At 48.2% G+C, this 26,300-nt stretch carries 20 protein-coding genes; 9 read left to right on the top strand and 11 right to left on the bottom strand.

The window, feature by feature from the left end; translation table 11 throughout:
• Positions 1-13 precede the first annotated feature (13 nt).
• The 5 genes from D9Y29_RS25225 to paaA all read right to left on the bottom strand — a co-directional run bounded on the left by D9Y29_RS25225 (position 14) and on the right by paaA (position 3,564).
• Positions 14-790 carry an enoyl-CoA hydratase-related protein gene (locus D9Y29_RS25225; RefSeq protein WP_127133029.1) on the bottom strand — a complete coding sequence of 259 codons (777 nt, stop codon included), beginning with the start codon at positions 788-790 and terminating at the stop codon, positions 14-16.
• A 19-nt stretch (positions 791-809) separates the two neighbouring features.
• Positions 810-1,313: a 1,2-phenylacetyl-CoA epoxidase subunit PaaD gene (gene paaD, locus D9Y29_RS25220; protein WP_127133028.1), complete on the bottom strand. Its 504-nt coding sequence runs from the start codon at positions 1,311-1,313 to the stop codon at positions 810-812.
• 6 nt (positions 1,314-1,319) lie between these two features.
• Positions 1,320-2,090, bottom strand: coding sequence for a 1,2-phenylacetyl-CoA epoxidase subunit PaaC (gene paaC / locus D9Y29_RS25215; protein WP_127133027.1), 771 nt, complete (start codon positions 2,088-2,090; stop codon positions 1,320-1,322).
• A 22-nt stretch (positions 2,091-2,112) separates the two neighbouring features.
• Positions 2,113-2,475 (bottom strand): 1,2-phenylacetyl-CoA epoxidase subunit PaaB, encoded by a 363-nt coding sequence (gene paaB / locus D9Y29_RS25210; protein WP_127133026.1) that lies wholly within the window; start codon positions 2,473-2,475, stop codon positions 2,113-2,115.
• A 141-nt stretch (positions 2,476-2,616) separates the two neighbouring features.
• Positions 2,617-3,564 carry a 1,2-phenylacetyl-CoA epoxidase subunit PaaA gene (gene paaA, locus D9Y29_RS25205; protein WP_127133025.1) on the bottom strand — a complete coding sequence of 316 codons (948 nt, stop codon included), beginning with the start codon at positions 3,562-3,564 and terminating at the stop codon, positions 2,617-2,619.
• A gap of 241 nt (positions 3,565-3,805) precedes the next feature.
• Here paaA and D9Y29_RS25200 point away from each other — a divergent pair, with 241 nt between their 5' ends.
• On the top strand, positions 3,806-5,278 hold the full coding sequence (locus D9Y29_RS25200; RefSeq protein ID WP_127133024.1) for a glycoside hydrolase family 30 protein: 1,473 nt from the start codon (positions 3,806-3,808) through the stop codon (positions 5,276-5,278).
• Positions 5,279-5,454: 176 nt separating this feature from the next.
• Here the strand turns inward: D9Y29_RS25200 and paaE are convergent, their stop codons facing one another.
• On the bottom strand, positions 5,455-6,537 hold the full coding sequence (gene paaE / locus D9Y29_RS25195) for a 1,2-phenylacetyl-CoA epoxidase subunit PaaE (protein ID WP_127133023.1): 1,083 nt from the start codon (positions 6,535-6,537) through the stop codon (positions 5,455-5,457).
• A 36-nt stretch (positions 6,538-6,573) separates the two neighbouring features.
• On the bottom strand, positions 6,574-7,167 hold the full coding sequence (locus tag D9Y29_RS25190) for a TetR/AcrR family transcriptional regulator (RefSeq protein ID WP_127133022.1): 594 nt from the start codon (positions 7,165-7,167) through the stop codon (positions 6,574-6,576).
• A gap of 213 nt (positions 7,168-7,380) precedes the next feature.
• Between D9Y29_RS25190 and D9Y29_RS25185 the strand changes: the two genes are divergently transcribed.
• Positions 7,381-8,304, top strand: a complete 924-nt coding sequence (locus tag D9Y29_RS25185) for a PfkB family carbohydrate kinase (RefSeq protein WP_127133021.1) — start codon at positions 7,381-7,383, stop codon at positions 8,302-8,304.
• Positions 8,305-8,482: 178 nt separating this feature from the next.
• Here D9Y29_RS25185 and D9Y29_RS25180 read toward each other — a convergent pair whose 3' ends face one another.
• A complete protein-coding gene (locus D9Y29_RS25180; RefSeq protein WP_164735547.1) occupies positions 8,483-10,291 on the bottom strand; it encodes a lamin tail domain-containing protein in 1,809 nt (602 codons plus the stop codon).
• Between the two features lie 433 nt (positions 10,292-10,724).
• On the opposite strand from D9Y29_RS25180, the gene D9Y29_RS25175 reads away from it, so the two are divergent.
• Positions 10,725-11,732: an aspartate-semialdehyde dehydrogenase gene (locus D9Y29_RS25175; protein ID WP_127133019.1), complete on the top strand. Its 1,008-nt coding sequence runs from the start codon at positions 10,725-10,727 to the stop codon at positions 11,730-11,732.
• Positions 11,733-11,913: 181 nt separating this feature from the next.
• Here the strand turns inward: D9Y29_RS25175 and D9Y29_RS25170 are convergent, their stop codons facing one another.
• From D9Y29_RS25170 to ligA, 3 genes are all read right to left on the bottom strand, one after another.
• Entirely contained in the window at positions 11,914-12,588 is a 675-nt protein-coding gene (locus D9Y29_RS25170) for a DUF2461 domain-containing protein (protein WP_127133018.1), read from the bottom strand.
• A 99-nt stretch (positions 12,589-12,687) separates the two neighbouring features.
• On the bottom strand, positions 12,688-13,254 hold the full coding sequence (locus D9Y29_RS25165) for a helix-turn-helix domain-containing protein (RefSeq protein ID WP_127133017.1): 567 nt from the start codon (positions 13,252-13,254) through the stop codon (positions 12,688-12,690).
• A 69-nt stretch (positions 13,255-13,323) separates the two neighbouring features.
• Positions 13,324-15,423: an NAD-dependent DNA ligase LigA gene (gene ligA / locus D9Y29_RS25160; RefSeq protein WP_127133016.1), complete on the bottom strand. Its 2,100-nt coding sequence runs from the start codon at positions 15,421-15,423 to the stop codon at positions 13,324-13,326.
• Positions 15,424-15,668: 245 nt separating this feature from the next.
• Here ligA and D9Y29_RS25155 point away from each other — a divergent pair, with 245 nt between their 5' ends.
• The 6 genes from D9Y29_RS25155 to D9Y29_RS25130 all read left to right on the top strand — a co-directional run bounded on the left by D9Y29_RS25155 (position 15,669) and on the right by D9Y29_RS25130 (position 26,294).
• Positions 15,669-18,725, top strand: coding sequence for a SusC/RagA family TonB-linked outer membrane protein (locus D9Y29_RS25155; RefSeq protein WP_127133015.1), 3,057 nt, complete (start codon positions 15,669-15,671; stop codon positions 18,723-18,725).
• Positions 18,726-18,745: 20 nt separating this feature from the next.
• Positions 18,746-20,137 (top strand): RagB/SusD family nutrient uptake outer membrane protein, encoded by a 1,392-nt coding sequence (locus tag D9Y29_RS25150; protein ID WP_127133014.1) that lies wholly within the window; start codon positions 18,746-18,748, stop codon positions 20,135-20,137.
• Positions 20,138-20,160: 23 nt separating this feature from the next.
• Entirely contained in the window at positions 20,161-20,652 is a 492-nt protein-coding gene (locus D9Y29_RS25145) for a DUF5004 domain-containing protein (protein ID WP_164735546.1), read from the top strand.
• 10 nt (positions 20,653-20,662) lie between these two features.
• Positions 20,663-21,454: a hypothetical protein gene (locus D9Y29_RS25140; protein ID WP_127133012.1), complete on the top strand. Its 792-nt coding sequence runs from the start codon at positions 20,663-20,665 to the stop codon at positions 21,452-21,454.
• Positions 21,455-21,481: 27 nt separating this feature from the next.
• Complete coding sequence (locus tag D9Y29_RS25135; RefSeq protein WP_127133011.1) at positions 21,482-23,269, top strand: SusE domain-containing protein; 1,788 nt, start codon at positions 21,482-21,484, stop codon at positions 23,267-23,269.
• 112 nt (positions 23,270-23,381) lie between these two features.
• Positions 23,382-26,294 (top strand): alpha-amylase family glycosyl hydrolase, encoded by a 2,913-nt coding sequence (locus tag D9Y29_RS25130; RefSeq protein WP_127133010.1) that lies wholly within the window; start codon positions 23,382-23,384, stop codon positions 26,292-26,294.
• Positions 26,295-26,300 lie beyond the last annotated feature (6 nt).

Here is a 26,300-nt window from a genome sequence, read left to right as displayed (position 1 = left end):
GAAGATGAATATCTTATTTCCCTTTGAAAACGGGTGGCCGTTTTTCGATGAATGCGGTTACACCTTCGCGATAGTCTTCGGTATCGCCGGCTTCCTGCTGGAGTTTGTCTTCCAGTTCCAGTTGCTGACGGTAATTATTGGTGAAGCTCTGGTTGAGTGCCTGTTTGGTGAGTGCGAGGCCTCTCGTTGGCATCTGGGCCAGTGTGGTGGCCAGTTGGAGGGTGGCGGAACTGAAGCCATCGTCAGGGATCACTTTGTAGATCATGCCCATCTGTTCTGCTTCGGTGGCCTGTATCTTATCGCCCAGCATGGAGAGGGCCGATGCTTTTTGCCAGCCGATGAGGCGTGGTAAGAAGAATGTGCCTCCGCTGTCGGGGATCAGGCCGATCTTGGAGAAGGCCTGGATGAAGGATGCGGAATGTGCAGCCACAACGATATCGCAGCAGAGTGCAATATTGGCGCCTGCTCCGGCGGCAACACCATTTACTGCGGCCACTACTGGTTTGGGAAGCTGGCGGATACGTTCCACTATTGGGTTGAAATGTTCGCTGAGGATCTGTTTCATACTGAGTGCAGAAGCGCCAACGATCTCGGAGAGGTCCTGACCAGCGCTGAATCCTTTACCTGCTCCGGTGATATACACAGCGCGGATGGCCGGATTGTCTGCGCATTCATCCAGCCTGTCCTGGAGGGAAAGACTCATTTCACGGTTGAAAGAATTGAGTTTGTCTGGCCTGTTGAGCGTGATAACGCCTACGCCTTCATTGATAGTGAAAAGTATTGTGGACATGCAGTTGATTTATGATTGATCAATGACACTTGAAATAATCAAATGGTTCATGACAGTCGTTGCACTGGAAAAGGCTTTTGCAGGCAGTGGAACCGAATTCGCTGATGCGGCGGGTATTCCAGGAATTGCAGTGCGGGCATTGAACGGCTTCATCTTCCGCGAAGAGCTGCATATTGCAAACGGATTGAGTAGGATTGGGTGGAGCGATGCCGTACGCGCGCAGCTTTTCTTTTCCTGCTTCCGACATCCAGTCTGTGGTCCAGGCGGGGGAAAGGACCTGCGAGATATTCACTTGTTTGTATCCGTGAGAAAGCAATTGCATACGAATGCTCATACTGATCACGTCCATGGCCGGGCAGCCGGAGTAGGTGGGTGTGATCACTACATCCACTGTATCGTTTTCCACTTTTACATCGCGAACGATGCCCAGGTCCAGGATGCTCAGCACCGGAACTTCGGGATCGGTCACTGCTTCCAGCAGCTCCCATACCTGACGGGTTGATATGTCGGTTACGTTAGACATGTTGCATTACCAGGTTGCATTGGGATAAGCGCGTTGGAGGAATTGCATTTCCGCCAGCACAAATCCCAGATACTCCGAGTGTTTTCCTTCTTTGCCGCCTGCTTGCATCCAGCGTGGAGCTGGCACCGTGAGGGTGGCTTCCTGCAGGATCTCAGAAACTTTCTGCATCCAGGCATCCCTGAGGCTTACCGGATCAATGCCGAAACCTGCTTCCACAGCAGCTTTCTCAAAAGGAGCCGGCTCAAAGATCTCGCCGGTGTAGCTCCAGAGCTCATCCAGTGCTTTCGCCATTTTATTGTGACTTTCTTCGGTGCCATCACCCAGGCGGATCACCCATTCGCTGCTCCAGCGGAGATGGTAAGTTACTTCTTTCAATGATTTTTCAGCAATAGCCGCGAGTGTTTGATCGGGACTGTTCTTCATTTGCTGGTACAGCAGGAATTGCCAGGCGCTGAAGAAGAACTGGCGAAGGATGGTTTGGCCCCAGTCGCCATTCGGCAGTTCAGTGATCAGGCAGTTCCTGAAAGCGTACACATCGCGGAGATACGCAAGGGTATCTTCTGTTGCCGGTGTGGCGGTTGGATTGTCTGCGTTGATGAGCTGGGCAGCGTATTGATAGAAGCTCCTCGCCTGTCCTAAGAGGTCGAGGGAAATATTGGTCAGTGCGATATCCTGTTCCAGTATGGGCCCATGTCCGCACCACTCTGCATTGCGTTGTGCGAGGATCAGGGAATTGTCTGCCAGGTACAGGCTATAGTTGATGAGTGTTTGTTGCAAGATGTGATCGGTTAAGAGTGGCTTACATATGTTTCACTTCATCCGGCAGATCGTAGAACGTTGGATGACGGTATACTTTATCGTTGGCCGGTTCGTAAAAAGCTTCTGCATCATCGGGATTGGAAGCGTGGATGTACTTGCTTTCCACTACCCAAATGCTGATGCCTTCCATGCGGCGTGTGTATACATCGCGTGCATTTTCGATGGCCATCTGTGCGTCGGTGGCGTGCAGGCTACCTACATGTTTATGATCGAGCCCCTGTTTGCTGCGGATGAATACTTCCCATAAGGGCCAGTTGGCAGTGCTTTCGGATTGAGCAGCATTGCCTCCTCCCTTTTCTTCAGGGATATCGCCGTAGTAATATTTTGTGATATTGATATTCATGGTTGTTGATGCGTTTAATTTGAGTGTGCCAGTCACTCGCCTCTGGCGAGTGACTTATATTTAGTCGCCTCCGGCGACGCGGTGTTCGCCGGAGGCGAACAAATATTACTCACTCACCAGAGGCGAGCGAGTGTTCTCCGCTCAGGCAACTTGTTGTTGTTTGCGTGCAGCGCGTTTTGCGGCATGCGCTTCAGCGGCTGCTCTTACCCAGGCGCCATTCTCATGCGCTTTGCGGCGGGTATCGAGCCTTTGTTTGTTGCAGGGGCCATTACCTTTTACTACATTCCAGAACTCGTTCCAGTCGATCTCTCCAAAATCATAATTCTTCGTGGCCTCATTGTATTTGAGGTCCGGATCGGGTAAGGTCATACCAAGGATCTTCACCTGCTCTGCGATCATGTTCACGAACTGCTGGCGCAGTTCATCATTGCTCTTGCGTTTGATCTTCCAGATCGTGCTCTGCTCAGAGTGAGTGGATTCACCATCTTTCGGACCGAACATCATCAATGATGGCCACCACCAGCGGTTGATGGCATCCTGGCAAATAGCTTTCTGTTCGGGTGTTCCCTGACTGAGGACCAGCAGGATCTCGAAACCCTGGCGCTGGTGAAAACTCTCTTCTTTACAGATGCGGATATTGGCACGGGAATACGGACCGTAACTCGTGCGACATAACATTACCTGGTTCAGAATAGCGGCTCCATCAACGAGCCAGCCGATAGCGCCGATATCGCCCCAGGTCAATGTAGGGTAGTTGAAAATGGAAGAATATTTGGCCTTCCCGGAAATCAGGTCGTCCATCGTCTGTTCACGGCTGGTGCCCAGTGTTTCAGTGGCGGCATAGAGATACAGACCATGACCGGCTTCGTCCTGCACCTTGGCCAGCAAAATTGCTTTGCGCTTCAGGCTTGGAGCGCGTGTGATCCAGTTGCCTTCAGGCAACATGCCGATGATCTCGCTGTGAGCATGCTGACTGATCTGGCGTACCAGGGTTTTGCGGTAAGCATCCGGCATCCAGTCCTTCGGCTCAATTTTGATCTCGTTATCGATCTTCTGCTGGAAGATTTTCTCCAGTTCCTGAACAGACATAGTGATACATTTTAAATGAGAAGCCAAAGGTAAAAAAAATTCCCCACCTACGCTAACAGTCGTTAGTGGTATTTTGAGAAAAAAGACATACGCTTAATTTCACGGATTCTTAATACTTTTAAGGTACCCAAAAATGAGCTACACGCTATTGATACCTGCCCGCACAGGCAGTTCCCCACTGTAATACAAACCGATGGGGCTCCTTCCGGTTCTATTTATCATCTTAAACAAAATGCGCACAATGAAATTTTGCATTCTGACAGCCGTAGTATTGGGTGTGGCTTCCTGCCAGCAGAACAGTCAACCTGAGGGAAAAAACACCGGCGGGGATTCCAGCTCCATCAACATGGAAGGTGTTCGGGCTACTGTGATCACCACCGCAGACAGCTCAAGTCTTCGACTATCCATCACCGATACCATCTCTTTCAAATCCTTCGGACAGCCGCTTGAATCACAACCCTGCGTGTTTGTGGACCCATCCGCTTCTTTTCAAACCATGGTAGGTATTGGTGGCGCTCTCACAGATGCGTCAGCCGAAACATTCGCCAAACTTCCGAAGGAGAAACAACAGCAATTCCTCGCTGCTTACTTCAGTGAAAAGGATGGCATTGGTTATACAATGGCCAGGACCAATATACATAGCTGTGATTTTTCTTCTGCGCCTTATACATATGTGAATGAAAAAGATAGTAGCCTGGGTTCCTTCAGCATTGAACATGATTTGAAATACCGTGTGCCATTCATTCAGCAGGCCATCGCAGCGGCGGGAGGAAATCTTCCTTTATTTGCAAGTCCCTGGAGCCCTCCCGCATGGATGAAGGATAACAACGATCTGCTTCACGGTGGTAAATTATTACCAGCATACTATCAGTCATGGGCAAACTATTATGTAAAATTCATTCAGGCCTACGAGAAGGAAAAGATACCCATCTGGGGATTGAGTATCCAGAACGAGCCAATGGCGAGGCAGCGCTGGGAAAGCTGCATCTACACTGCGGAAGAAGAAAGGGATTTCCTCAAGAATTATCTCGGGCCCACACTCGAAAAGGCAGGGATGAATGATAAGAAGATCATTGCCTGGGACCATAACCGCGACCTCCTCTATCAACGCGCCAGCACTGTGCTGAATGATCCCGGTGCAGCCAAATATTTATGGGGCATCGGTTTTCACTGGTACGAAACCTGGACTGGTGGTGATCCGCAGTTCCTCAACCTGCAACGTGTACACGAACAATATCCTTCCACCAATCTTATATTCACTGAAGGCTGCAACGGCCCATTCAACAGGAATCAGATCAACCAATGGCAATGGGGCGAGATCTATGGCAGGAACATGATCAATGACTTCAACAACGGCACCTGTGCCTGGACCGACTGGAATATCCTGCTGGATGAAACCGGCGGTCCCAACCATGTACAGAATTTCTGTTTTGCTCCTGTACATGCCGATACAAAAACGGGGGAGTTGATCTTTATGAATGCTTATTACTATATCGGGCATTTCTCCAAATTCGTGAAGCCCGGCGCCAAACGCATTATCAGTTCCAGCAGCAGAAGCGAATTGCTGACAACGGCTTTCAGGAATGCTGATGGAAAAATGGTAGTAGTAGTAATGAACGATAGTGGAAAAAGGATTCCCTATCACCTGTGGATAGGAGGTAAAGCAGCCGAGCTGGTGAGTTTGCCGCATTCGATCGTAACGATACTGTGGTAATAGGGAAATTGCAGGGGCTGACTAAAAAGGTCGGAGAGCTGGCAGTCGCTCGCCTCCCGGCGAGTGACTTCTAATTGTTCGCCTCCGGCGAACACCGCGTCGCCGGAGGCGACTAAACAAAAGTCACTCGCCAGAGGCGAGCGACTGCTCCCCGGTTGAATATGATTATCTCTGTTTTATCTCGCATCGAAATCCACTACTACTTTTTCTGACCTTGGATGACTTTGGCAGGTGAGAACAAATCCGCTTTCCAGTTCATCAGGTTCCAACGCATAGTTGTTGTCCATGCTCACTGATCCTTCTACTACTTTGGCGCGACAGGTTGCACATACGCCGCCCTTGCAGGCGAAAGGCAGATCCGCGCCCTGTTTCAGCGCTGCATCCAGCAGTGGATCTCCATCATAGGGTAGATCGAAATCGAAAGCGATGCCATCCACCTTCACGGTCACTTTGCTCACTTTGCCGGTGAAGGCTGCTTTTTCTTCTGCAGATTTTTGTATGCCAGCTTTTTGTCCGGGTGTAGTGAACAATTCGAAATGCACTTTCTTTTTATCGATGCCTTCCTGTTCCAGCCAGTCTTTCATTTCAAAGATCATTTCTTCGGGGCCGCAGAGAAAAAAATCATCAACAGCATGTATGTCGATCAGTTTTGCTGCCAGCTGCTTTCCTTTCTCAGCATTGATGCGGCCATAATTGATAGCGGCATCCGTTTTTTCCCTGCTGAGAATATGATGCACCACAAAGCGGCTCATGAATACATTCTTCAGTGCTTCGAGTTGTTCCTTGAAGATGATGCTGCCACGATTACGATTGCCGTACACCAGCGTGAAGCTGCTGTTGGGCTCGATGGCCAGCGTGGTTTTGATGATGCTCAGAATTGGCGTGATACCGCTCCCGGCAGCAAAAGCGAGGTAGTGCTTTTTATGCGCGGGGTCCAGCTCTGTATAGAACTTCCCGGTTGGTGGCAACACTTCCAGCGTATCCCCTTTTTTCAGTGTAGCATTGGCCCAGGTGGAGAAGCGGCCATCCTGCATTTGCTTGATGGCGATGCGAAGCTCTTTATCGCCGGGACTGCTGCAGATGGAATACGAACGGCGAAGCTCTTCACCATTCACCACCATTTTAAGGGTGATGTTCTGACCATGCCGGAAACTATAGGCTTCCTTCAGGCTTTCGGGAATTTCAAATACTACAGAGATACATTCAGGGGTTTCTTTTCGTATGTCTGCAATCGTGAGGGAGTGAAAATGTGTAGCCACTTATTATCTTTCTTTTGATTGGTTCAATTGTGAAGGCTAGGGTTTCTGCAAACCGCCAACCAGGATCTCCACCATGGAGTTCTCCAGCTGGTCACCCTCGATCTTCCTTTTGCTCCTGTGCCAGCTTTCGATACCGCTCACTGCATGGAGCATGATCAGCACAGCCGTTGGCGCATCGATCTTCTTGAATTCTCCTTTCGCTATACCGTCTTCGATAATCTTGCCGATACGCTGCCGATATGCGCGGCGCTGGCCCTGCATATTGGAGAGATAAGGATCTGTGAGGTGTTTCCATTCGCGGTCGCTCACGTATACTTCTTCATAGCGCTCTACCATCATTCTGATATGGTAGCGGAGGATGGCTTCGATCTTTTCGATCTCAGTCTTTTTAGTTTGTTCCACCTCTTCGATATGCGACATGAAATTGGTAGCTACACGGAAGCAGATCTCCTGTAGGATCTCGGCTTTGGAGCTGATGTGATTGTACAGGCTGGCTGCTTCTACGCCTACATGCTCGGCCAGGTCGCGCATGGAAGTGGCGCTGTATCCTTTTTCGCGGAAGAGGATGGCTGCCTTGGAAATAATCACGTCTTTACGTGTGCTGGTGCGGTTGCTTTTAATTTTTGCCATGTGTTATTAAAGTCAAAGATAAATAAAAGCTAACAATCGTTAGGAGAAAATCTGTAGGAAGTTACAAAAAGAATCAGGAAATCCACTAACAACATTATTTGCATATATGGTGGCGCCGTGGATGTGACGGGCGATTCAGGTTTCCGATGCTGCGAAAATTCCTGTACGTTTGCGAAATTTTTTGTTCTAATTCATTAATAATAAATCCAGATTATGTCATTGATCGCAGTAGGCACCATGGCCTTTGACGCTATAGAAACTCCTTTCGGAAAAGTGAACCAGATTGTAGGTGGTTCCGCAATTTATGTGGCTTATGCCGCCAGCAATTTTGTTAAGCCGATCCAGCAGGTATCCATTGTGGGATTCGATTTTCCCAAAGAAGAAATGGATAGCCTCACCAAAAGAGGAGTTCAGCTCGATGGTGTGGAAGTTGTACCGGATAAGAAATCATTCTTCTGGAGCGGTCGTTATCATATGGACATGAATACCCGGGATACCCTGGTAACTGACCTCAATGTACTAGCCGACTTCAATCCTGTACTGCCTGAAAGCTACCGTGATGCAGAGTTCGTGATGCTGGGCAACCTTCACCCGGTCACTCAGAAAAATGTGATCGAACAAATGAAGGTCCGTCCTAAACTGATTGCGATGGACACCATGAACTTCTGGATGGAATCAGCCATGCCTGAACTGGAAGAAGTGCTGAAAATGGTGGATGTACTCATGATCAACGACAGTGAAGCCCGACAGCTCAGCGGTCAGTTCTCTTTGGTGAAAGCAGCCAAAACCATCATGAACATGGGACCGAAATACCTGATCATCAAGAAAGGGGAGCATGGTGCACTCCTCTTCCATGAAGACAAGGTTTTCTTCGCACCTGCACTTCCCCTGGAAGATGTATTCGATCCTACCGGCGCCGGTGATACATTCGCCGGAGGTTTCATGGGACATATCGCCCGCACCAAAGACATATCTTTTGAGAATATGAAAACTGCCATCATTGTAGGTTCTGCTATGGCTTCTTTCTGCGTGGAGAAATTTGGTCCCGAGCGTTTAAAAGAGATCACAGCTGAAGACATCCATACCAGGATCGAACAGTTTGTGAACCTGGTGAACTTTGATATCGAGCTGGTATAACCAGTATCAATACACGAATTCAAAAGGGCTGGCCTGTGGTCAGCCCTTTTGCAATATCGGGGGGCACTCGCTCGCCTCTGGCGAGTGAGTAATATTTGTTCGCCTCCGGCGAACACCACGTCGCCGGAGGCGACTAAATAGCAGTCACTCGCCGGAGGCGAGCGACTGTGGCTCCCCGTTAGCGCCTTACCATTGCCACTGCTTTCTTCCATCTTCCCGATCCGCCCTGCTGGTTGAACCATTGCACCTGTATGATATAGATCCCTGAGGGAAGCAATTGTTTTGTTTCGCTCAGTCCATCCCAGGCCCAGTGCCCGCTGGCGCCCATCAGGGCATTGGCCGTCAGTTGCCGGACCGGTTTTCCATCCAGGTCAAAAATGCGCACAGTGCCTGCTGTGCCTGGCACTGTGTTTTGATAGCGGATGAGCAACAGGTCATCGCGGCCGGGAGAGAAGATAGAAGCTGATAATTGAAAGTTTGCATTTCCCTGCAAAGCGGCCTTGAATTGCGAATTGAGATAACCAGGCGTACCCCCACCCGCTGTGCCGGAAGCGGAAAGCCAGTTCTGTTTGTCTTGCGTGGCCTGCAATGGATCGATGCGTTCCAATGAAACGGACTCAGGTGATGACAACAAAGGAAAATGCCAGTCAGCGGAATAACCCAATTCGTCCAAAACAACACCGGAAATATCGCTTAGCACAAAACTCCCCTTTTCGTTGGGAAGCGAAGGCAGGGCTGTTGTGCGGATAACCCCTGGATCCAATACCCTGTATTGTTTTTGGACCCATCCGGGATTTTCTGTGAACAAAATATATTCATTTGGAAAAAGCAGGAATGGTGTGAAGCTGATACGTTTTGTGTTGACCAGCCGGCCTGCATCATTACGATTACTGCAATACAAATTTTGCAGGTCGATGATCTTGTTGCTCCTGTTGAAGAGCTCCACGTAATCTGCTCCCTCCGGTGGCGGATCAAAAAGGATTTCATTGATGATGATATCGCCCGGAAAAGCAGCAGCGGGGATTCCTGCCTTTGCCGTGTTCTGTGTTCCGATATTGTTGCCGGCACAATCCTTTACCTGTTGTACTGTCAGCAACTGGACCTCATTCGCTTCCATTGACTGCCGGAATTGTAATTGAACGGTATTGAATGAAGGAGGCAAAGCCCGGCAGGAGGCGGGTGTCAGCTTCAAATTGCCCAGCCGGTAGTTATTCGGTTGCGCGGAACTGTTACTATCCAGTGGTTCGTCGAATACTGCAACCAGTTTGCTATTATCAACAGCATAAGTGTGTAAAAGGGAAGGGGGATGATGATCTGCTTCTCCCGGGAGCTGGCTATTGGCCCGGCCCGGGGTGCCTCCGTTGGGAGAAATACTGGCGGCCCAGTTGGAACCACCCGCACAAGGCGTGGAAGTATTGATCATTTCCAGGCTCCAGCCACCTTCGGCCTTGATATTGCTACGATACCAGCCAGCCTGGTATTGAATGGCATGGATGATATTGTTCTCAGGAGAGATCAGTTGCACGATATCGCTCTCATTAGCGAGGGAAGGGAAATTGGAAAGACCAATGCAGGGACCGAATGCTTTGAGTTGCACTGCTGCAGTATTGGAGCAGCAGATCAGGAAGCTGTCCGGCTGAATGACGATACTGCTGTTGAAGCTGGCAGCGCTGCTTTCATCTCCCAATTTATATCCTTTGAGATCGATAGGTATGGAAGAAGCATTTTTCAGTTCGATGTATTCATATTCCGGCAATCCTGCCGGAGGCGATGGGTCCGCCATGATCTCGGTGATAATTACCTGGTAACGGCTGATGATTGATTGAAGCTTAACCGGTACAGGTTTTGAAAAAGAAAGGGGCAAACTGCCGCATTGGATATTGTGCAGGGAATGTGATGCAGAACTTCGGTATAGCCGGTAACAGGGAAGAAAATAAATGCAGGGAATGTAAATGAGAAAATGAGTGATGAAAAGCAGGAATCGCATGGGGAACTTTTTTACATGGACAAAATATCCGGGTGAGAGAATAGGATTTATTCTTTCGTTTGTCCATGTACGTTGTAGTGTTCGTATTGATAGATACGGGGAAGAGGAAGGATTGGATTTGGGGTGATGATAGTTTTTTGGGGAGGAAAACAAACGAACGTTAATGGAAAGCGCGTCTGGCGCCCGGATTGGCGGTTTCAGGGACTTCATAAAAAAATATTTGCTACAACAACAATTGCGAACTATTTTTGGCACCTCATGCAAAACATTATGAAGTATACAAAGCGTACGAAGAAGCGTCCCAGTAACGGGAAGGTTTCAGGATAGTTTTGTGTGCAAACTAAAAATATCAAAAGGCCTTCCCTCCGGGGAAGGCTTTTTTTATTACAAATTTTTATAAACAGTCATCACCAAAAAACAATCAGAAATAACAATGAAAGTTGCAGTTGTAGGCGCCACTGGCCTGGTAGGCACCAAAATGTTACAAATCCTCGCAGAAAGGAATTTCCCCGTTACTGAGCTCCTCCCCGTAGCCTCTGAAAGATCAGTAGGCAAAGAAGTTTCCTATAAGGGAAAGGCATACAAGGTGGTAAGCATGACAGACGCCATTGCTGCAAAGCCTGATGTGGCCTTGTTTTCAGCCGGCGGCAGCACATCCCTGGAATGGGCGCCCAAATTTGCCGAAGCCGGTATCACTGTGATCGACAACTCTTCCGCATGGCGTATGGACCCCTCCAAGAAACTGGTGGTCCCCGAGATCAATGCAGATGCATTGGGTAAGGAAGATAAGATCATCGCCAACCCCAACTGCTCCACTATTCAGATGGTAGTAGCGCTCAATCCACTGCATAAAAAATACCAGGTGAAACGCGTGGTAGTATCCACTTACCAGAGTGTTACCGGTACCGGTAAGAAAGCAGTTGACCAGCTGATGGGTGAGCGCGACAAAGCCGTTAAAGGCAGCAATGGCGAATACCCCATGGCTTATAAATATCCTATTGATCTCAACGTGATCCCGCAGATCGATGTATTCCTCGATAATGGATACACCAAGGAAGAAATGAAAATGGTCCTCGAAACAAAAAAGATCATGCGCGACGAAAGCATCCGCGTTACTTCCACCACTGTTCGTATCCCCGTAATGGGCGGTCACAGCGAAAGCGTGAACGTAGAATTTGCCAGCGACTTCGATCTGAACGAAGTGAAGGAATTGCTGAAATCCGCTCCCGGAGTGGTTTTGGTAGATGATCCTGCTACTGCGCAATACCCTATGCCCAAAGATGCGCATGAGCGTGATGAAGTATTTGTAGGAAGATTGCGCAGGGATGAAACACAGCCCAATACACTCAATCTCTGGATCGTGAGCGATAACCTCCGTAAGGGAGCTGCCACCAACGCTGTACAGATCGCTGAGTATCTGGTAAGCAAACAATTGTTGTAATGTTACTAAAAGTTCAGAGAGCTGCCAGTCGCTCGCGTCCCCGCGAGTGACTTTTATTTAGTCGCCTCCGGCGACGCAGTGTTCGCCGGAGGCGAACAAATACTGGTCACTCGCGGGGACGCGAGCGACTGGCAGCTCTCCGGGTTTTTTGTAACACCATGATTTTTTAAAAGGCGGCTGATCAATCATGTTCCAACGGCCTGTTGAGGAATTGAAGGAATGGCTGCATCGTCTCAAAAGCATCGGTCACTTTCTTCAGGAAATCTTTCGATGTAACATCTGCATCGCTGAATTCTCTACTGGCCAGCCAGCTTTTGAATTTCAGGTATTCGGCAGCGGGATTGTCTTTCTCAAATCCCTGCGGCACTTTCACGAGGCTCACATCTTCTCCGCGGTATAATCCTCCAAACTGGTTGACGAATTTTTTTGCTGTGACGATCTTGTTGAATTCATCGTAGCAGTAGTCGATCTCCTGCCTTATTTTTTTAAGGTTTGCGGCTTCAGGCATCCAGATGCCGCCGGCTACCATCGTTTTGCCATCGGGCTCTATATGCACGTAATAACCTGCGAGCGGAGATTTCTTTCCGCCTTTGGTGATCCCAGCCGCCTGGTGTGATTTGTACGGTGTTTTATCTTTTGAAAAACGAATATCCCTGTTGATGCGATAGAGACAGCTTTTGGCAGTGAGCCCTGCGATATCAGGATCCTTCTTCCCATGTTTATCGATCACTGCCTGCAGGAAATCCTCAATGTTTTTCCGCGCTGCCTCATACTGCGCACGATGTGCATCAAACCAGGTCTTGTGATTATTCTTCCGCAACTGGCGGAAGAATGTAAGGGTAGATGATTGTATCATAGAATGCAAAAGTAAAACCCGCTCACGAGCGGGCATAAAAAAAGTGGTGTGTCAGAGCGCCGTCTCTATTCACACCACTTGTAATGCAGTTGTACCTGGTTAGTTTTTGATGCGTCCCCAATTTTCACCGCTCTTGATACGATACATCGTCATTTCACTGACGCCGTATTTCTCAGCGAGCTTTTTGATGGTGAGTTTCCGGTTTTTGTCCGTAAGGGTTTTCTTAATGGCTTTCACCTGGCCGGCATTCAGTTTCAGTCCTTCCGTGCGGTTTGCCTGCACTTTCTTGTAGGCAATTTTCGCAGGACTGTTTTGCTGATGCTCGATCATTTGCTCAAGTGTTGCCCATCTCAGATTCTTCACATTGTTATCGAGTTTGTTGTGATTATCGTGAATCACATACTTCGCTTTCAGTGAAGCTTTTTTCAAGAAGAGTCGTGCAATTTCACGATGTATGTACAACGTGCCATTGTTGCCTGGACGGTGCAGATTGAGTGTTCTGTAACCGGTGGTCAGAGAACCCTGCAATAATTTTCCGTCTTCAACTACGTCTTCTGTATAGCTGGCTATGCGGCCGTGAGATGACAGCGCATACTTTTTACGGAGGTGTTTCCAGCCTGGAAACTGAAGTGGTTTCCACACCTCGTTTGGAAGTTTTTTTATCATCGCCTTTTCCTTTTGGCTAAAGTTACAAAAAAAGAGTTGCGAATATCAAAAAACAATAATAAGATTCGATCAGCGGTTAACCATTTGCAGGAATTCCGCCTCTGTGATGATCTTAACGGTTGCTATCTTTTTGGCCTTTTCCAGCTTGGATCCTGCGTCTTCCCCTACTACCAGGTAACTGAGTTTGGAGCTAACGGACCCCAGTATCTTACCACCGTTAGTTTCCACCATCTCCTCAGCCTCACTGCGTTTCAGCGTTGGCAAGGTTCCCGTGAACAAGAACGTTAGTCCTGTCAGGTTGCCCTCCGCCGTTAGATTGCCCTTGTCATTTTTCAATTGCAATCCGAGACTTTCGAGCTTTTTCAGCATTTCTAAATTGTCCCAATTGTGGAAAAACTGGTATACGCTTCCGGCCACTTTTGGACCAATATCTTCCAAAGCCTGCAGGTCTTCCATAGAAAGGTCTGCCAGCTCCGGCAGGTATTTGACAGCGTTAGCAAGTGTTTTGGCCGTTGTTTCACCTACATGGCGGATACCCAGTGCATAGATCAGGCGATGCAATGGCTGCGCTTTGGAGGCTTCAATAGCGCTTTGTAAATTGGCGATGCTCTTCTCTCCAAATCCTTCCCTGGCGCTGATTTGCGCGAATGGCAACTCGTAGATGCCCGGCACGTCAAGCAGGAATTTCAGCTCATAGAATTTGCGGATATTGGCATCACCCAGTCCCCTGATATCCATCGCATCCTTACTGGTGAAGTGAATGATGCGCTCCACCACTTGTGCCTCACAGTTAATATTGTTACAGCGCCATACTGCTTCATCTACGGGCTTTACTAACGGGTCCCCGCATACGGGGCATCTGGTGGGGAATTCGATCCTCTTTTCCAATCCTGTTCTCAGTTCCGCCAATGGCTTCACGATATAGGGGATCACATCACCGGCCCTTTCAACCAGCACCGTATCCCCAAGCATGATGTCCTTTTCGCGGATCACATCTTCATTGTGTAATGACACGGAACTAACGGTAACACCCCCTATTGCTACGGGATCGATCTTGGCCACAGGCGTGATACTGCCGGTGCGGCCTACCTGATATTCAACGGAGCGTAGCTTACTGGTGGCCTGGCGCGCTTTGAATTTGAAAGCGATGGCCCAGCGCGGATGGTGTGTGGTCATGCCTAACTGGTCCTGCATATCGATGTTGTTCACCTTGATCACCATGCCATCGATCTCATAAGGCAGATCATCACGGTGAACCTCATACTCGCGGCAATATGCGATCACATCTTCGATCCCCTTGAATACTCTTTTTTCTTTCATGGGGCTGCGGAAGCCGAGCTCCCAAAGCATATTGAGATTACCGCTATGTGTGTGCAACGATTCATCAAGCGTTTTGCCAGGCAGGGTAGTGTAGTAGCTGACGTGATAGAGGAAGGCTTCGAGGTTTCGCTTACCTACTTCCTTCGGGTCTTTGATACGAAGCGTACCGGCAGCGGCATTGCGCGGATTGGCCAGTGGCGGCAGGTTCTGCTCGATCAGCTGTTCATTGTATTTTTTGAAATTGTTCTTATTGATCAGCACTTCGCCTCTGATCTCTATCTGCTGGATACCGTAATCCGAAAACTTTGCCGAGAGTGGCACAGAGCGGATCTGTTTGATATTGGTAGTGATATCGTCGCCCGCAACGCCATTGCCGCGGGTGGCGCCGCGTAGCAGCAGGTCGTTCTCATAGATCAATGAAATGCTGGCCCCGTCGAACTTTGGCTCGATGCAATATTCTATGTCGTCTGATTTGGCCAGCTCGCGCACGCGGCGGTCCCAGTCGCGCAGGTCTTCTTCATTATAAGAGTTATCCAGGGAAAGCATCGGCACCAGGTGTGGGGCTGGCGGGAAGTCTTTGGTGAGGCCCTTGCTCACGCGTTGCGTGGGCGAATCTGGTGTGATCATTTCCGGGTGCGCCTGCTCCAGCTTTTCCAGGGATTTGAAAAGCTTATCATATTCCTGGTCTGCCACCAGCGGATCATTCAAAATATAGTACCTGTGCTCATGGAATTTCAGCACATCGCGGAGATGGTCGATTTCTTTGACTGTCACAGGATGCTTATCATCCTTCTTCAGCAGGCTCTCTGTCAACTGCTGCAATGCTTTTGTTTGTTCTGGGGAGTACATATAAAATATAAGGTAAACAAAAATAGTTCAACCGGGATGCATCCGTATCAGGCATTATAAAATTCAGTAAATTGGGAGTACTACTATTGGTTTACAAACCTTAACGGCGTTGGTTCAGCACTGATTTATGGCAGCTAAGTTTTTTTTGGAAGAATAAGAATTTAAATTAAATTGTGTACAATTTACACATTTTGTATTGTGTAGATTGTACGCAATTTCAACAAAAACTAAAAGAACGATTGTTTATGCCACATCGACTGCTTGTGGGGATCCTATCTCTGCTACTGGCGCTACCCTCCGCTACATGGGCGCAAAACAAAACAATTACCGGTAAGGTTACGAATCAAAAAGACGGTGCCCCGCTCCCGGGCATTTCGGTTACACCCAAGGGTGGGGCCGGCGGAACCTCCACCACTTCTGAGGGAACATTTTCCATTACAATTCCGGCCAATACCGCTATCCTGGTGTTCAGTGGTGTAGGGTATGAAAGTTTGGATGTGAACATCGCTGATCAGCTGGTGGTGAATGTAAGCCTGAAACCATCTTCCGTGAACATGAATGAAGTGGTGGTGATCGGTTATGGCACGCAGCGCCGCCGTGAAGTAACGGGCGCTATCGCCAAGGTTACATCAGACAAGATCACGGCATTGCCTACACCCAGTTTTGAAGCTTCTCTTCAGGGAAGGGCTCCGGGTGTGCAGGTGGTGCAGGGAAGTGGCCTGGCAGGTTCCGGGTCGGTTGTGCGTATCCGTGGTATCGGCTCGGTGAGTGCGAGTGGTGATCCGCTGTATGTACTGGATGGGGTCCCGATCATCTCCGATCCTTTCCAGCGTGGGAACAGCGGCGGCCAAAACCAGAATCCCCTGGCTACTATCAACCCCAACGATATTGAATCCATAGAGATACTCAAGGATGCAGGCGCAGCGGGTATCTATGGTAGCCGCGGTGCAAACGGCGTAGTGCTCATCACTACCAAAAAAGGAAAGGGAGGAAAGCCCCGCTTCAATTATAACAACCGTTTTGGCTTCACTACCTGGGCTGTTCGTCCGAAATTCCTCAACGGTCCTGAATGGCTGCAAATGCGCCAGGAGGCATGGGAGAATGATGGCAATACAGGCAAGGCGCCCCTTCCCGGCGGACTTACCTGGGAGCAGGCGGAAAATACAAATACAGACTGGTGGAAAGAATTGACACGTACCGGTTTCATCAATGAGCACAACGTGAGTATGACTGCCGGCAATAAATGGCTGAAAAGCTATGTGGGCGCCAGTTACGGGAAAGATGAAAGCTATATCAAAGGGAATGCGTATGAACGTCTTGGAGTTCGCGCCAATCTCGACTTCCAGGCTTTGAAGAATCTTAAATTCAATCTCAACGTTTCCTGGAACAATGGCAATAACCATCGTGTTCCGGCCGCATGGGCAGGAGGATTGGGAGATGCGATGTCTACTGCTCTTCCCATTTACCCGATCTTCATTACAGATAAAGAGTATTTCAGGGGCGGCGCCAATCCGGTGTTCCGTCGCGATCAAACCAAATGGCGCAATACGGAAAACAAATACTGGGGAAGTGTTGGTGCGGAATGGCAGCCAATCAATGACCTTACCATTAAAGCAGTTGGGAATATCGATTACCTCACCTCTTTCGATGATCAGTTCGAATCTGCATTGTACATGGGCCGTACTGATGTACCGGGTATTGCTAAACGTTATATCTTCCATAATACGAATGTTACAGGAACAATCACCGCCAACTATAACTGGAGTCCAACAGATGATCATAAATTCAGTTTTCTCGCAGGTGCAGAAGCGCAGGAGTTTAAAAAGAAAGACTATAACGGTGATATATATACGTATACCGATAAACCTTTCTGGCAAAATAAATCACTTTACAAGCATGTACGCGATTCCCTGAAAGATGCAGGTCTGAGAAAAATGGATGAGAGAGATGCTTACACTTTCGTTTCCTTCTTCGGTAGGATCAACTACACATATAAAGACCGGTACGTGCTGCAATTGTTAGGACGTTCAGACGGCTCCTCCAAATTTGGGCCGAATAACAAATACGGCTTCTTCCCCGCAGTATCTGCTGCCTGGATCATTACTGAAGAAGATTTCATGAAGGATATCGATATAGTCCGTTTCCTCAAGCTCCGCGCCAGCTACGGTATTGTGGGCAATGCAGGTCTTGGTTCGGGCTTGTATTATTCCATGTTGTCTCCGGGTGGACAGCCGTTTGCAGGAAATTCAACGCTCTATCCTGATAATATCGGCAACCCTGATCTCAAATGGGAAACCATGCGCAATTTCGATGTGGCAGTGGAATTCTCACTCAAGAACAACAGGATCAGCGGTGAAATTGCTTACTACAATAAAACAACAGTAGACCAGTTGCTGAATGGCGCTATCCAGCCAAACGTCGGTTTTGCCAACGTAATGAGGAACCTGGACGGTGGAAAGATCGTCAATCGTGGTATTGAATTCAGTCTTACAGCCAAAGTGATAGAGACCAAAGACCTGAGTTGGACTGTTGGAGGAAATATCAGCAAGAACTATAATGAAGTGATCAGCCTCGGACAGCTGACGGCTGACGCGGTAGGTGGTGGAACAAACGATACACGTATCATTCCAGGTTATCCTGTAGGTACCAATTACCTGGTGCGTTTTGCCGGAGTGGACCCCAATGATGGTCTCCCCATCTGGCTCGACAGGAATGGAAAAACCACCAAGACATTCTCGCTGGATTATCGCGTGCCGGTTGGCAGTGTGATACCCGACTATGTAGGCGGCTTCAACAGTAATCTTACTTATAAAGGATTCGACCTGGGAGTTCTCTTCACTTATGCCATTGGTGGTAACCTCTATGATGGATCTGCAAAGCGCCAGGACGGAATCATAACAGACTGGGTTATACGGGAAGATCTTACAGACCGCTGGCAGAAACCCGGTGATATAGCAAAATATCCCAGGCTTACAATGAATACATCCAATTACGCAGGGCTTTCCAGCGAATGGCAGTACAACTCAACCCTGTTCCTGTATGATGCGGATTTCCTTCGCCTGCGCGAACTCACGCTGAGCTATACACTCCCATCGGACCTCTTCAAATCGGGAAGGGTCCGTGGCGTGAAAGTATTTGCTACAGGAATGAACCTGCTCACCTTCACCAAATATCCCGGCGGCGATCCTGAAATAGCCAGGGATTTTGAAAGTGCGCAGGACAGGAATATGAGCCCGAATGTTACATATCTCACTCCGCCCCAGCAAAAGGCATTCACATTCGGTGTAAACGTGAATTTCTAATCAATAAAGTATTGTCAGTTATGAACCATATCAAAAAATATCTCGTAATACTGATCGCCACTGCCGGACTGGGCCTGGTTGGTTGCAAAAAATTCCTGGAACGGCCGCCTGCAGGAAAACTGGAAGAAGAAAAAACCTTGATCCATAGCGATAGTCTGATGGCATTCCTCAATGGCTGTTACCCCACTGTTGCAGGAGATGTGTTGTACGGAGGAAGAATGTGGGTGATCAAAGAACTGATGGCTGATCACTTGTACGGAACATTGCTTACGGAAGACAATGGAGAGCTCTGGCGCAGGAAGACTTCCATCTTCGGAGCCTACAAGAATGATTTTTACAGGGAGATGTACCAGATCATCTACCGCTCCAATAAAGTGTTGCAGTACCTGCAATATGCAGACGACAACAAAAAAGCAAAAGCTGAAGGCGAGGCGAAATTCCTGCGTGGACTGATGCTTTTTGAAATAGTGCGTTTATGGGCACAACCTTATGGCAGTACTTCAGACAATAGCCAGGCTGGCGTTCCCGTTCGTTTGGTTCCGGACATCAGCCTGCTCGGCAGAAGTTCAGTAAAAGAAGTATATACACAGATACTCGCTGACCTAAATGATGCAGCCAACCTGCTGCCTCCCAACAATGGCGAATACCCTTCAAAATTCACGGCTATGGCCGCTCTTGCAAAAGTGTATTTCCAGATGAATGACTTTGCCAAAGCTTATGAATTCTCCAACCAGGTGATGGAAGAAGCTGAAAGGGCTGGTGCTGCATTCAGCTTTGATGCCGATGTAATGGACCGCTGGTCATTGGGGGAAAGTAAAGAAGGCATTTTCTCCATCAAGAGCAGGCAGGGAAACATCGAGCCTGGCGGCGAGATCCGCGGCCGATTCCGCAGCGATAACAATCCCAACCCTGTAATGAAGTATACACCCCAGACCAGAACACTTTTCAGCAGACCGGGAGACCTGAGAGCCGCATGGCTTATAGCCAGCAGCAGTCCTGATTATGCTGTTCTCACCAAATACAACATGAACAGTTTCGATCTGCAGATCATTTCTGTTACAGAGATCAAATTGATCCGCGCAGAATCTGCAGCCGAATTGGGTTCAAGTGAAGAACTTGATGTTGCAAGACAGGACCTCGATGATATTCTCGACCGTGCAGGACTTTCAACGGATCTGAGTGGCGCTACTGCCGCCCTCCTGATCAGTACCGCTCGCCGCGAACGTGAGCTGGAACTCATCGGAGAAGGCAGCCGCCTCGATGAGATCAAACGTATTGGCGTAAGGAATAATCAGAATATCGACAGGCGCGGTTCTCCCTACAACTGCAATGGCTTTATCCTGCAGTTCCCGGACATTGAAAAAGCAGGTAATGCCAGTTTTGTCAATAATCCCGAAGGAGGATGTTTCTAATCAACGATGTAAAAATGCTAAATATGAAAACGAAATTCATCATATTGTTCGCGCTCATTGCAACCATCGTTGGTTGCAAACCGGAGTCACTTCCCTATATCGGCGAGCCGCAAAACAAGTTCCAGTTTATCCAGGGCAACTGGCAACTGGATAAAGTGGTTCAGTCCGATCTCAATGCAGTGAAGTACAATTTCCCTTACAAAGAGCTGGATGTAACGTCTGTAGCTCCTTTCACGCAATTCAAATTGAACCTGGATCTGAACGGAGATCAGCCCGGGACCTTCACCACAACACCGGGATCTTCTCCGGTGATCATTCCCCTGGCAGATGGAAAATGGGAAGTGGATGATGCCAATTCCCCAAAGCAATTCAACCTGATCAAGGGAACCGATACCGTGAAAATGATGATGGGGTCCTATAACACTTTAAGCACCGGAAGGCTTCACCTGCGCCTGGTGAAAGGCGATGGTTCAAAGCAATTGCTGCAGTACGATTATTATTTCAAAAAGAACTAAACGAATTGCAATGAGAAAAATATTCATTCTAACAGTAACCTTGCTTTGCGCAAACTGGTTGCAGGCGCAATTCAATACAGTGGAATTTAAACCGAAGACCTTCACTGCTGAAGATGAAATCACATTTACGATAGACGTGAGCAGTGTGGCATCGCTTGCTGGAAAAACCGACCTGTATATCTGGATATGGGCTAATGATAACGCGCCGGGATACACGAAAGTGGACGGCGTTACCAATGGTGGCGTATGGGGCTCTTCCAAACCCGAAGCCAAAATGACCAATAAGGGGAACAATATATTTGAATACAAATTCCTGCCAACTTCCATGTTCGGTTTTGAACCGGGAAAACTCCTGCACTGGCAATTCCTTGTTAAGAACCAGGATGGCACTGCCCAATCAGGGAACTCTCCCAACTATGTTTTCGAGCCCATCGTTTTCATTCCTGTTCCGTTCCGCGTGTTTCCCAACAGGGTCAGCCCTTCAGATGTTGCTACTGTTTATTTCCACCAGGACCTGGCGCCCACAGTTGCAGAACAGCGCATGACACCCAAAACGGTTGTTGTGAGTTTGTACGATGAAGGCGGCGATCCCATCGGCACTGCAAAAACATGGAACCTGAAAGCCGAAGGCAACAAGGTTTGGTCATACTCTTTCATTCCAAATATTGCCTGGACAATCCCTGCCGGAAAAACGGCTTCCAAATTCAGTTTCAGGTTTGATGGAACAGGAAAGGATGTAAACGGGAACAACGTAAATATAACCGGAACAACTACTGAAAAAAATATTGATGCTTTACAATAAGCATCTCACTTCAATAACTGACATGTCATGAGATCAATACAAATTGCCTGCCGTTTGATCGTATTCAGCTTGCTGCTGGCCGCCTGCCAGAAAGTTGATTATGACAAAACTATAACTGGGGAAGGGATTGAAACGGGGACCTTCCGTATTCAGTCGCCCGCCACTGCTTCTAATATCGCGCTGAATGCGGCAACTCCTTCTGCTCCCCTGGTGATCAGATGGACTGCCGCCAAACCCGGCGTTGACAAACCGATCACTTACAAATGGGTGGCCGTAAAGAAAGGAGAAGATATCAGTAAATACACATTTGAACTTCCTGCAGACAATGATGGTAAAGCCACCACGCTGACCATCACGCAGGAAAAAATGGACCTCTATCTGTTCTCGAAAGGTATTCCCAACAAGGGTTCCGTAGAGCTTATCTGGTCTATCCAGGCTTCTAACGGTGAAACACAGGTGCTTTCGCAGGACCAGTTCCAGCTTACACTGAACAGGTTCACAGACGGTGCAACACCTTTCACGCTCTATGGACCTGAGCCCATCATCAATACAGCCACTGTAGATCCCACTTCCACTGCGGATTTCTATCAGTTCAAATGGCAAAAATCTGTAGCTGCCGCGGGCAGCCCCGCAGTGAAATACCGCGTGGTATTTGCTTTGGAAGATGGCGATTTTTCCGATCCGGTTTTCAGCATAGCTTCAGATAACAATGGATCTGATTCAGCACTCAAGATGACCTACAAGCAACTCAGCGACTCCCTCGACAAGAACGATCAGGACGACCTTTCCAAAGAAAATCGCCTGAAATGGGCAGTACAGGCCATCTCCGGAGACTGGGTGCAGTGGTCCGATGTGAATAATGCCATGAATATCCTGCGCCAGGTCCGCTTTTACGTTGTTGGAAAGATCGATGGATGGTCTGAATGGAATATCGACGACCCCCTGCAGATCATTCCCGACAAAGCCGCCGGACGCTACGCAAAAGTGTTCTATGCCTACCTGAAATTGAAAGCAGGTAATGAATTCAAATTCTTCAAAACAAAAGGAGACTGGGGCAGCGGATACGGACCCATCAGCGGGTCCAACGGAGAATATGAAACAGGATTCAATCAGGGTTCAGGAAACTTCAGTGTTGCTGCCGATGGCGTATATCGTGTTACAATCGATCTTTCAAAGAACAAAGTATATATCCAAAACAATCAGCCTGGCGTTATTGGTGAAGTACAACAACCAACATGGGACGTGAACAATATCCTGAGAGGATACCCTGTTGCTCATAATAAATTCATGTTCCTGGTTAATTCCGATGGCGCCAAACAATTCAAATTCAATGATGGCAATAACTGGGATGATGCAGAACCAAATCAAACCAGGATCTTTGGAATGGATGAAGAGAAACCGGGAATGCTTGTAAGCCCCGGAGGGAATATCACAGCATCAGGATCTCCTGTATCCAGGCTGGTTTGGGACGGTACCGATCCACAAGCTCTTAAATACACTACGGAAGCTGCTCACATGTATCTCATCGGAGATGCAACAGAAGGTGGATGGGATAACGCAAACGCCAATCTCCCTGAACTTACTTACCAGGGCAACGGCATTTGGAAAGGGACCAACATTCCTCTCACCGGTACCAAACAATTCAAATTCCTCCTGAAAAAAGGAACCTGGGATTTCAATTATGGCAGCACAGCCAATGAGCCCGGCCCGCTCACAGGTGATATCAAAGAAGGTGGAGCCAATATAGGTGTGGCCACCACCGGCAATTACACCGTTGAGATAGACGAATACAAACGGACCTATAAAGTATACTAACAGTCGGCAGAAATTGCCAAATAAAAACAGGGGTGTATCATAACGGGGATACCCCCTCTGTTTTCCTTCTCCTCTTTGAAATAATTATCCTTACCGGAACAAATGGCTTGCTATGATCAGGAAAAAATTGTTGTTGTTCATTTTCCTATTGCCCGTGCTGCCTGCATTGGCACAATTGATTTCTGTTAACCCTGCCTTCCCCAAAGAAACAGGACAAATAGAAATCACCCTTGATTGCACACAGGGCAATAAAGGTCTGATGGATTATGCCAACCCGGAAGATATCTACATTCATATCGGTCTTATCACCAGCGCCAGCGCCAACAACGGCGACTGGAAGCATTCAAAATTCGACTGGGCTACAACACCCCCCGAAGGAAAGCTCACTTCCCTCGGTAATAACAGGTATCATTACACGATCAACAACCTGCGCACCTGGATGGGCGTTCCCGCAGGTGAAACCATCTCCCATATCGTATTCCTGTTCCGCAATGGCAGCGGAAGCATGAAGCAGACCAATGCCAATACTGCGCTGAATGGAGGAGATATGTACCTGAAGGTGTATGACAACAATCAACATGCATCCTTTATCCAACCTCCTTACGAGCCATACTTTACTCCATCATTGTCTCCCATTCAAAAGCAGGTGGGCGATAACCTGCCTGTGAAATTTGCCGTGAACCAGGCCAGTGCGCTGGAACTTTTATTCAACGGAAACAGTATTGCAACAGTCGCCTCAGGCACTGAGATCACCGCCAACCCTGCAATCACAGCTTCCGGCAACCAGGAGCTGGTGGGGAAATATGTAGATGGCGGTGTAACCAAAAACCAAACCATCAATTTCTTTGTATCTCCTCCCGTTACTGAACAACCACTGCCTGCCGGTGTCCGCGATGGCATCAACTACGATCCCGCTGATCCCACTTCAGTTACCCTGGTGCTCTTCGCCCCCAACAAAACAAAAGCTACTGTACTCGGAGATTTCAATAACTGGACGGAGAACGCTGCCGCACAAATGTTCAAAACACCCGATGGGCAAAGGTTCTGGAAGAAAATCACCGGGCTGACATCCGGCACGGAATACGCATATCAATTCGAAATCGACAATACACTTCGCATTGCCGATCCTTACACGGAAAAAGTACTGGACCCCAACAATGATCCATATATCCCGTCCACCACATATCCCAATCTCAAACCTTATCCAACAGGCAAAACAAATGGGATCGTGAGTGTACTGCAAACAAATGCCCCTGCGTACAACTGGCAAAACAATAATTTCACCCGCCCGGATAAGCGTAATCTCATCGTGTATGAATTGCTGTTGCGTGATTTTGTTGCTGCCCACGACTGGACCACATTGAAAGACACGATCAGCTACCTCAAACGTTTAGGTATAAATGCTATTGAATTGTTACCCTTCAATGAATTTGAAGGCAATCTCAGCTGGGGATACAATCCATCGTTCTATTTCGCCCCCGACAAATATTATGGAACGAAGAATGCACTGAAAGCATTTATCGATGAGTGTCACAAACAAGGCATTGCCGTGATCATGGACATGGTGCTGAACCACTCATTTGGCCAGAGCCCGATGGTGCAGCTCTACTGGGACGCCGCCAATAACAGCCCGGCTGCCAATAGCCCCTGGTTCAACCCGTCCGCAAAACACCCTTACAATGTTGGCTACGATATGAACCATGAGTCTGCTGCCACACATTATTTTGTGAGTCGCGTTACGGAATTCTGGCTGAAAGAATACAAGCTCGATGGGTTTCGTTTCGATCTGAGTAAAGGATTTACACAGAAGAACTCCTGCACAACAGGCGGCTGCAGCTCACAGCAGGAAGTGGAGAACTGGAGCAAATACGATGCTTCGCGTGTGACTATCTGGAAAGGTTATTACGATACCATCATGAAGCATAACGCCGGCGCCTTCGTGATCCTGGAACATCTTTCAGAAAATAGCGAAGAAAAAGAACTGGCCAGTTATGGAATGTTATTCTGGGGAAACCTGAACTACAATTTCAACGAGGCAACCATGGGTTGGATGCAGAATTCCGATTTCAGCTGGGGCCTCAGCACTGCACGTGGCTGGGATAAGCAACATCTTGTGATGTACATGGAAAGCCACGATGAAGAAAGACTGATGTACAAAAACATCAATTATGGAAGAACGAACGGCGCTTACAATATCAAAGACCTCAATACAGCATTGAAGAGGAATGAGCTGGGAGCTGCATTCGGCATGCTGATGCCCGGCCCTAAAATGATCTGGCAATTCGGGGAACTGGGATATGATTTCAGTATCAACCGCTGCGGTGATGGAACGGTGAAAGACGAATGCCGGACAGATGCCAAGCCTATCAAATGGGATTATCAAACTGTGCCCGCCAGGAAAAACCTGTATGATGTGTATGCAAGAGTACTTGGACTGAGACAGCATTTTCTGTACAAGGATGTTTTTGCGGGAGGAGTGCTGGAAAAGGACTTCAGCACAGGCTTCAAATGGATGAAGATCGCTACAGACACGAGTTCCCTGGTAGTAGTGGGCAATTTTGAAGTAAGCCAGCAAACCGCCGGTGTATCTTTTCCGCGCACAGGCACCTGGTATGAATATTTTGGCGGACAGCCATTAATTGTTTCCGGAAGCGCACAAAGTATTACCTTGCAGCCCGGCGAGTACCGGATTTACATCAACCGGAATATTGCCTCTAATCCTACCCCAGTTCCGGAGATACCTACTATTAATCAAAATTTTCGTTTGGTTGTATATCCCAATCCTGTCAGCAGGTCAGGCCAGATCGAGTTCGAATTACCGGCCGGATCTTCAGTGTCTTTGAGTCTGACGAATATATATGGGCAAAGAATCGCGGACCTGTACAGCGGTGTAAGAGCCAAAGGAGTGCACCGTATTCCATTAGGTACTACAGGATTTGAATGGGGAAAGCTTCCAAAAGGAATGTATTTTTTACAGCTTTTAATGGGTGATAAAAAATTGGTTCGTCCTTTGATGGTTGAATGATTCAGC

Origin of the sequence: Pseudoflavitalea rhizosphaerae (genome assembly GCF_003991355.1) — a bacterium.
GTDB classification, from domain to species: Bacteria; Bacteroidota; Bacteroidia; order Chitinophagales; family Chitinophagaceae; genus Pseudobacter; species Pseudobacter rhizosphaerae.
The sequence above is the reverse complement of the archived record's forward strand: the minus strand, read 5'-3'. Positions and strand labels throughout refer to the sequence as shown.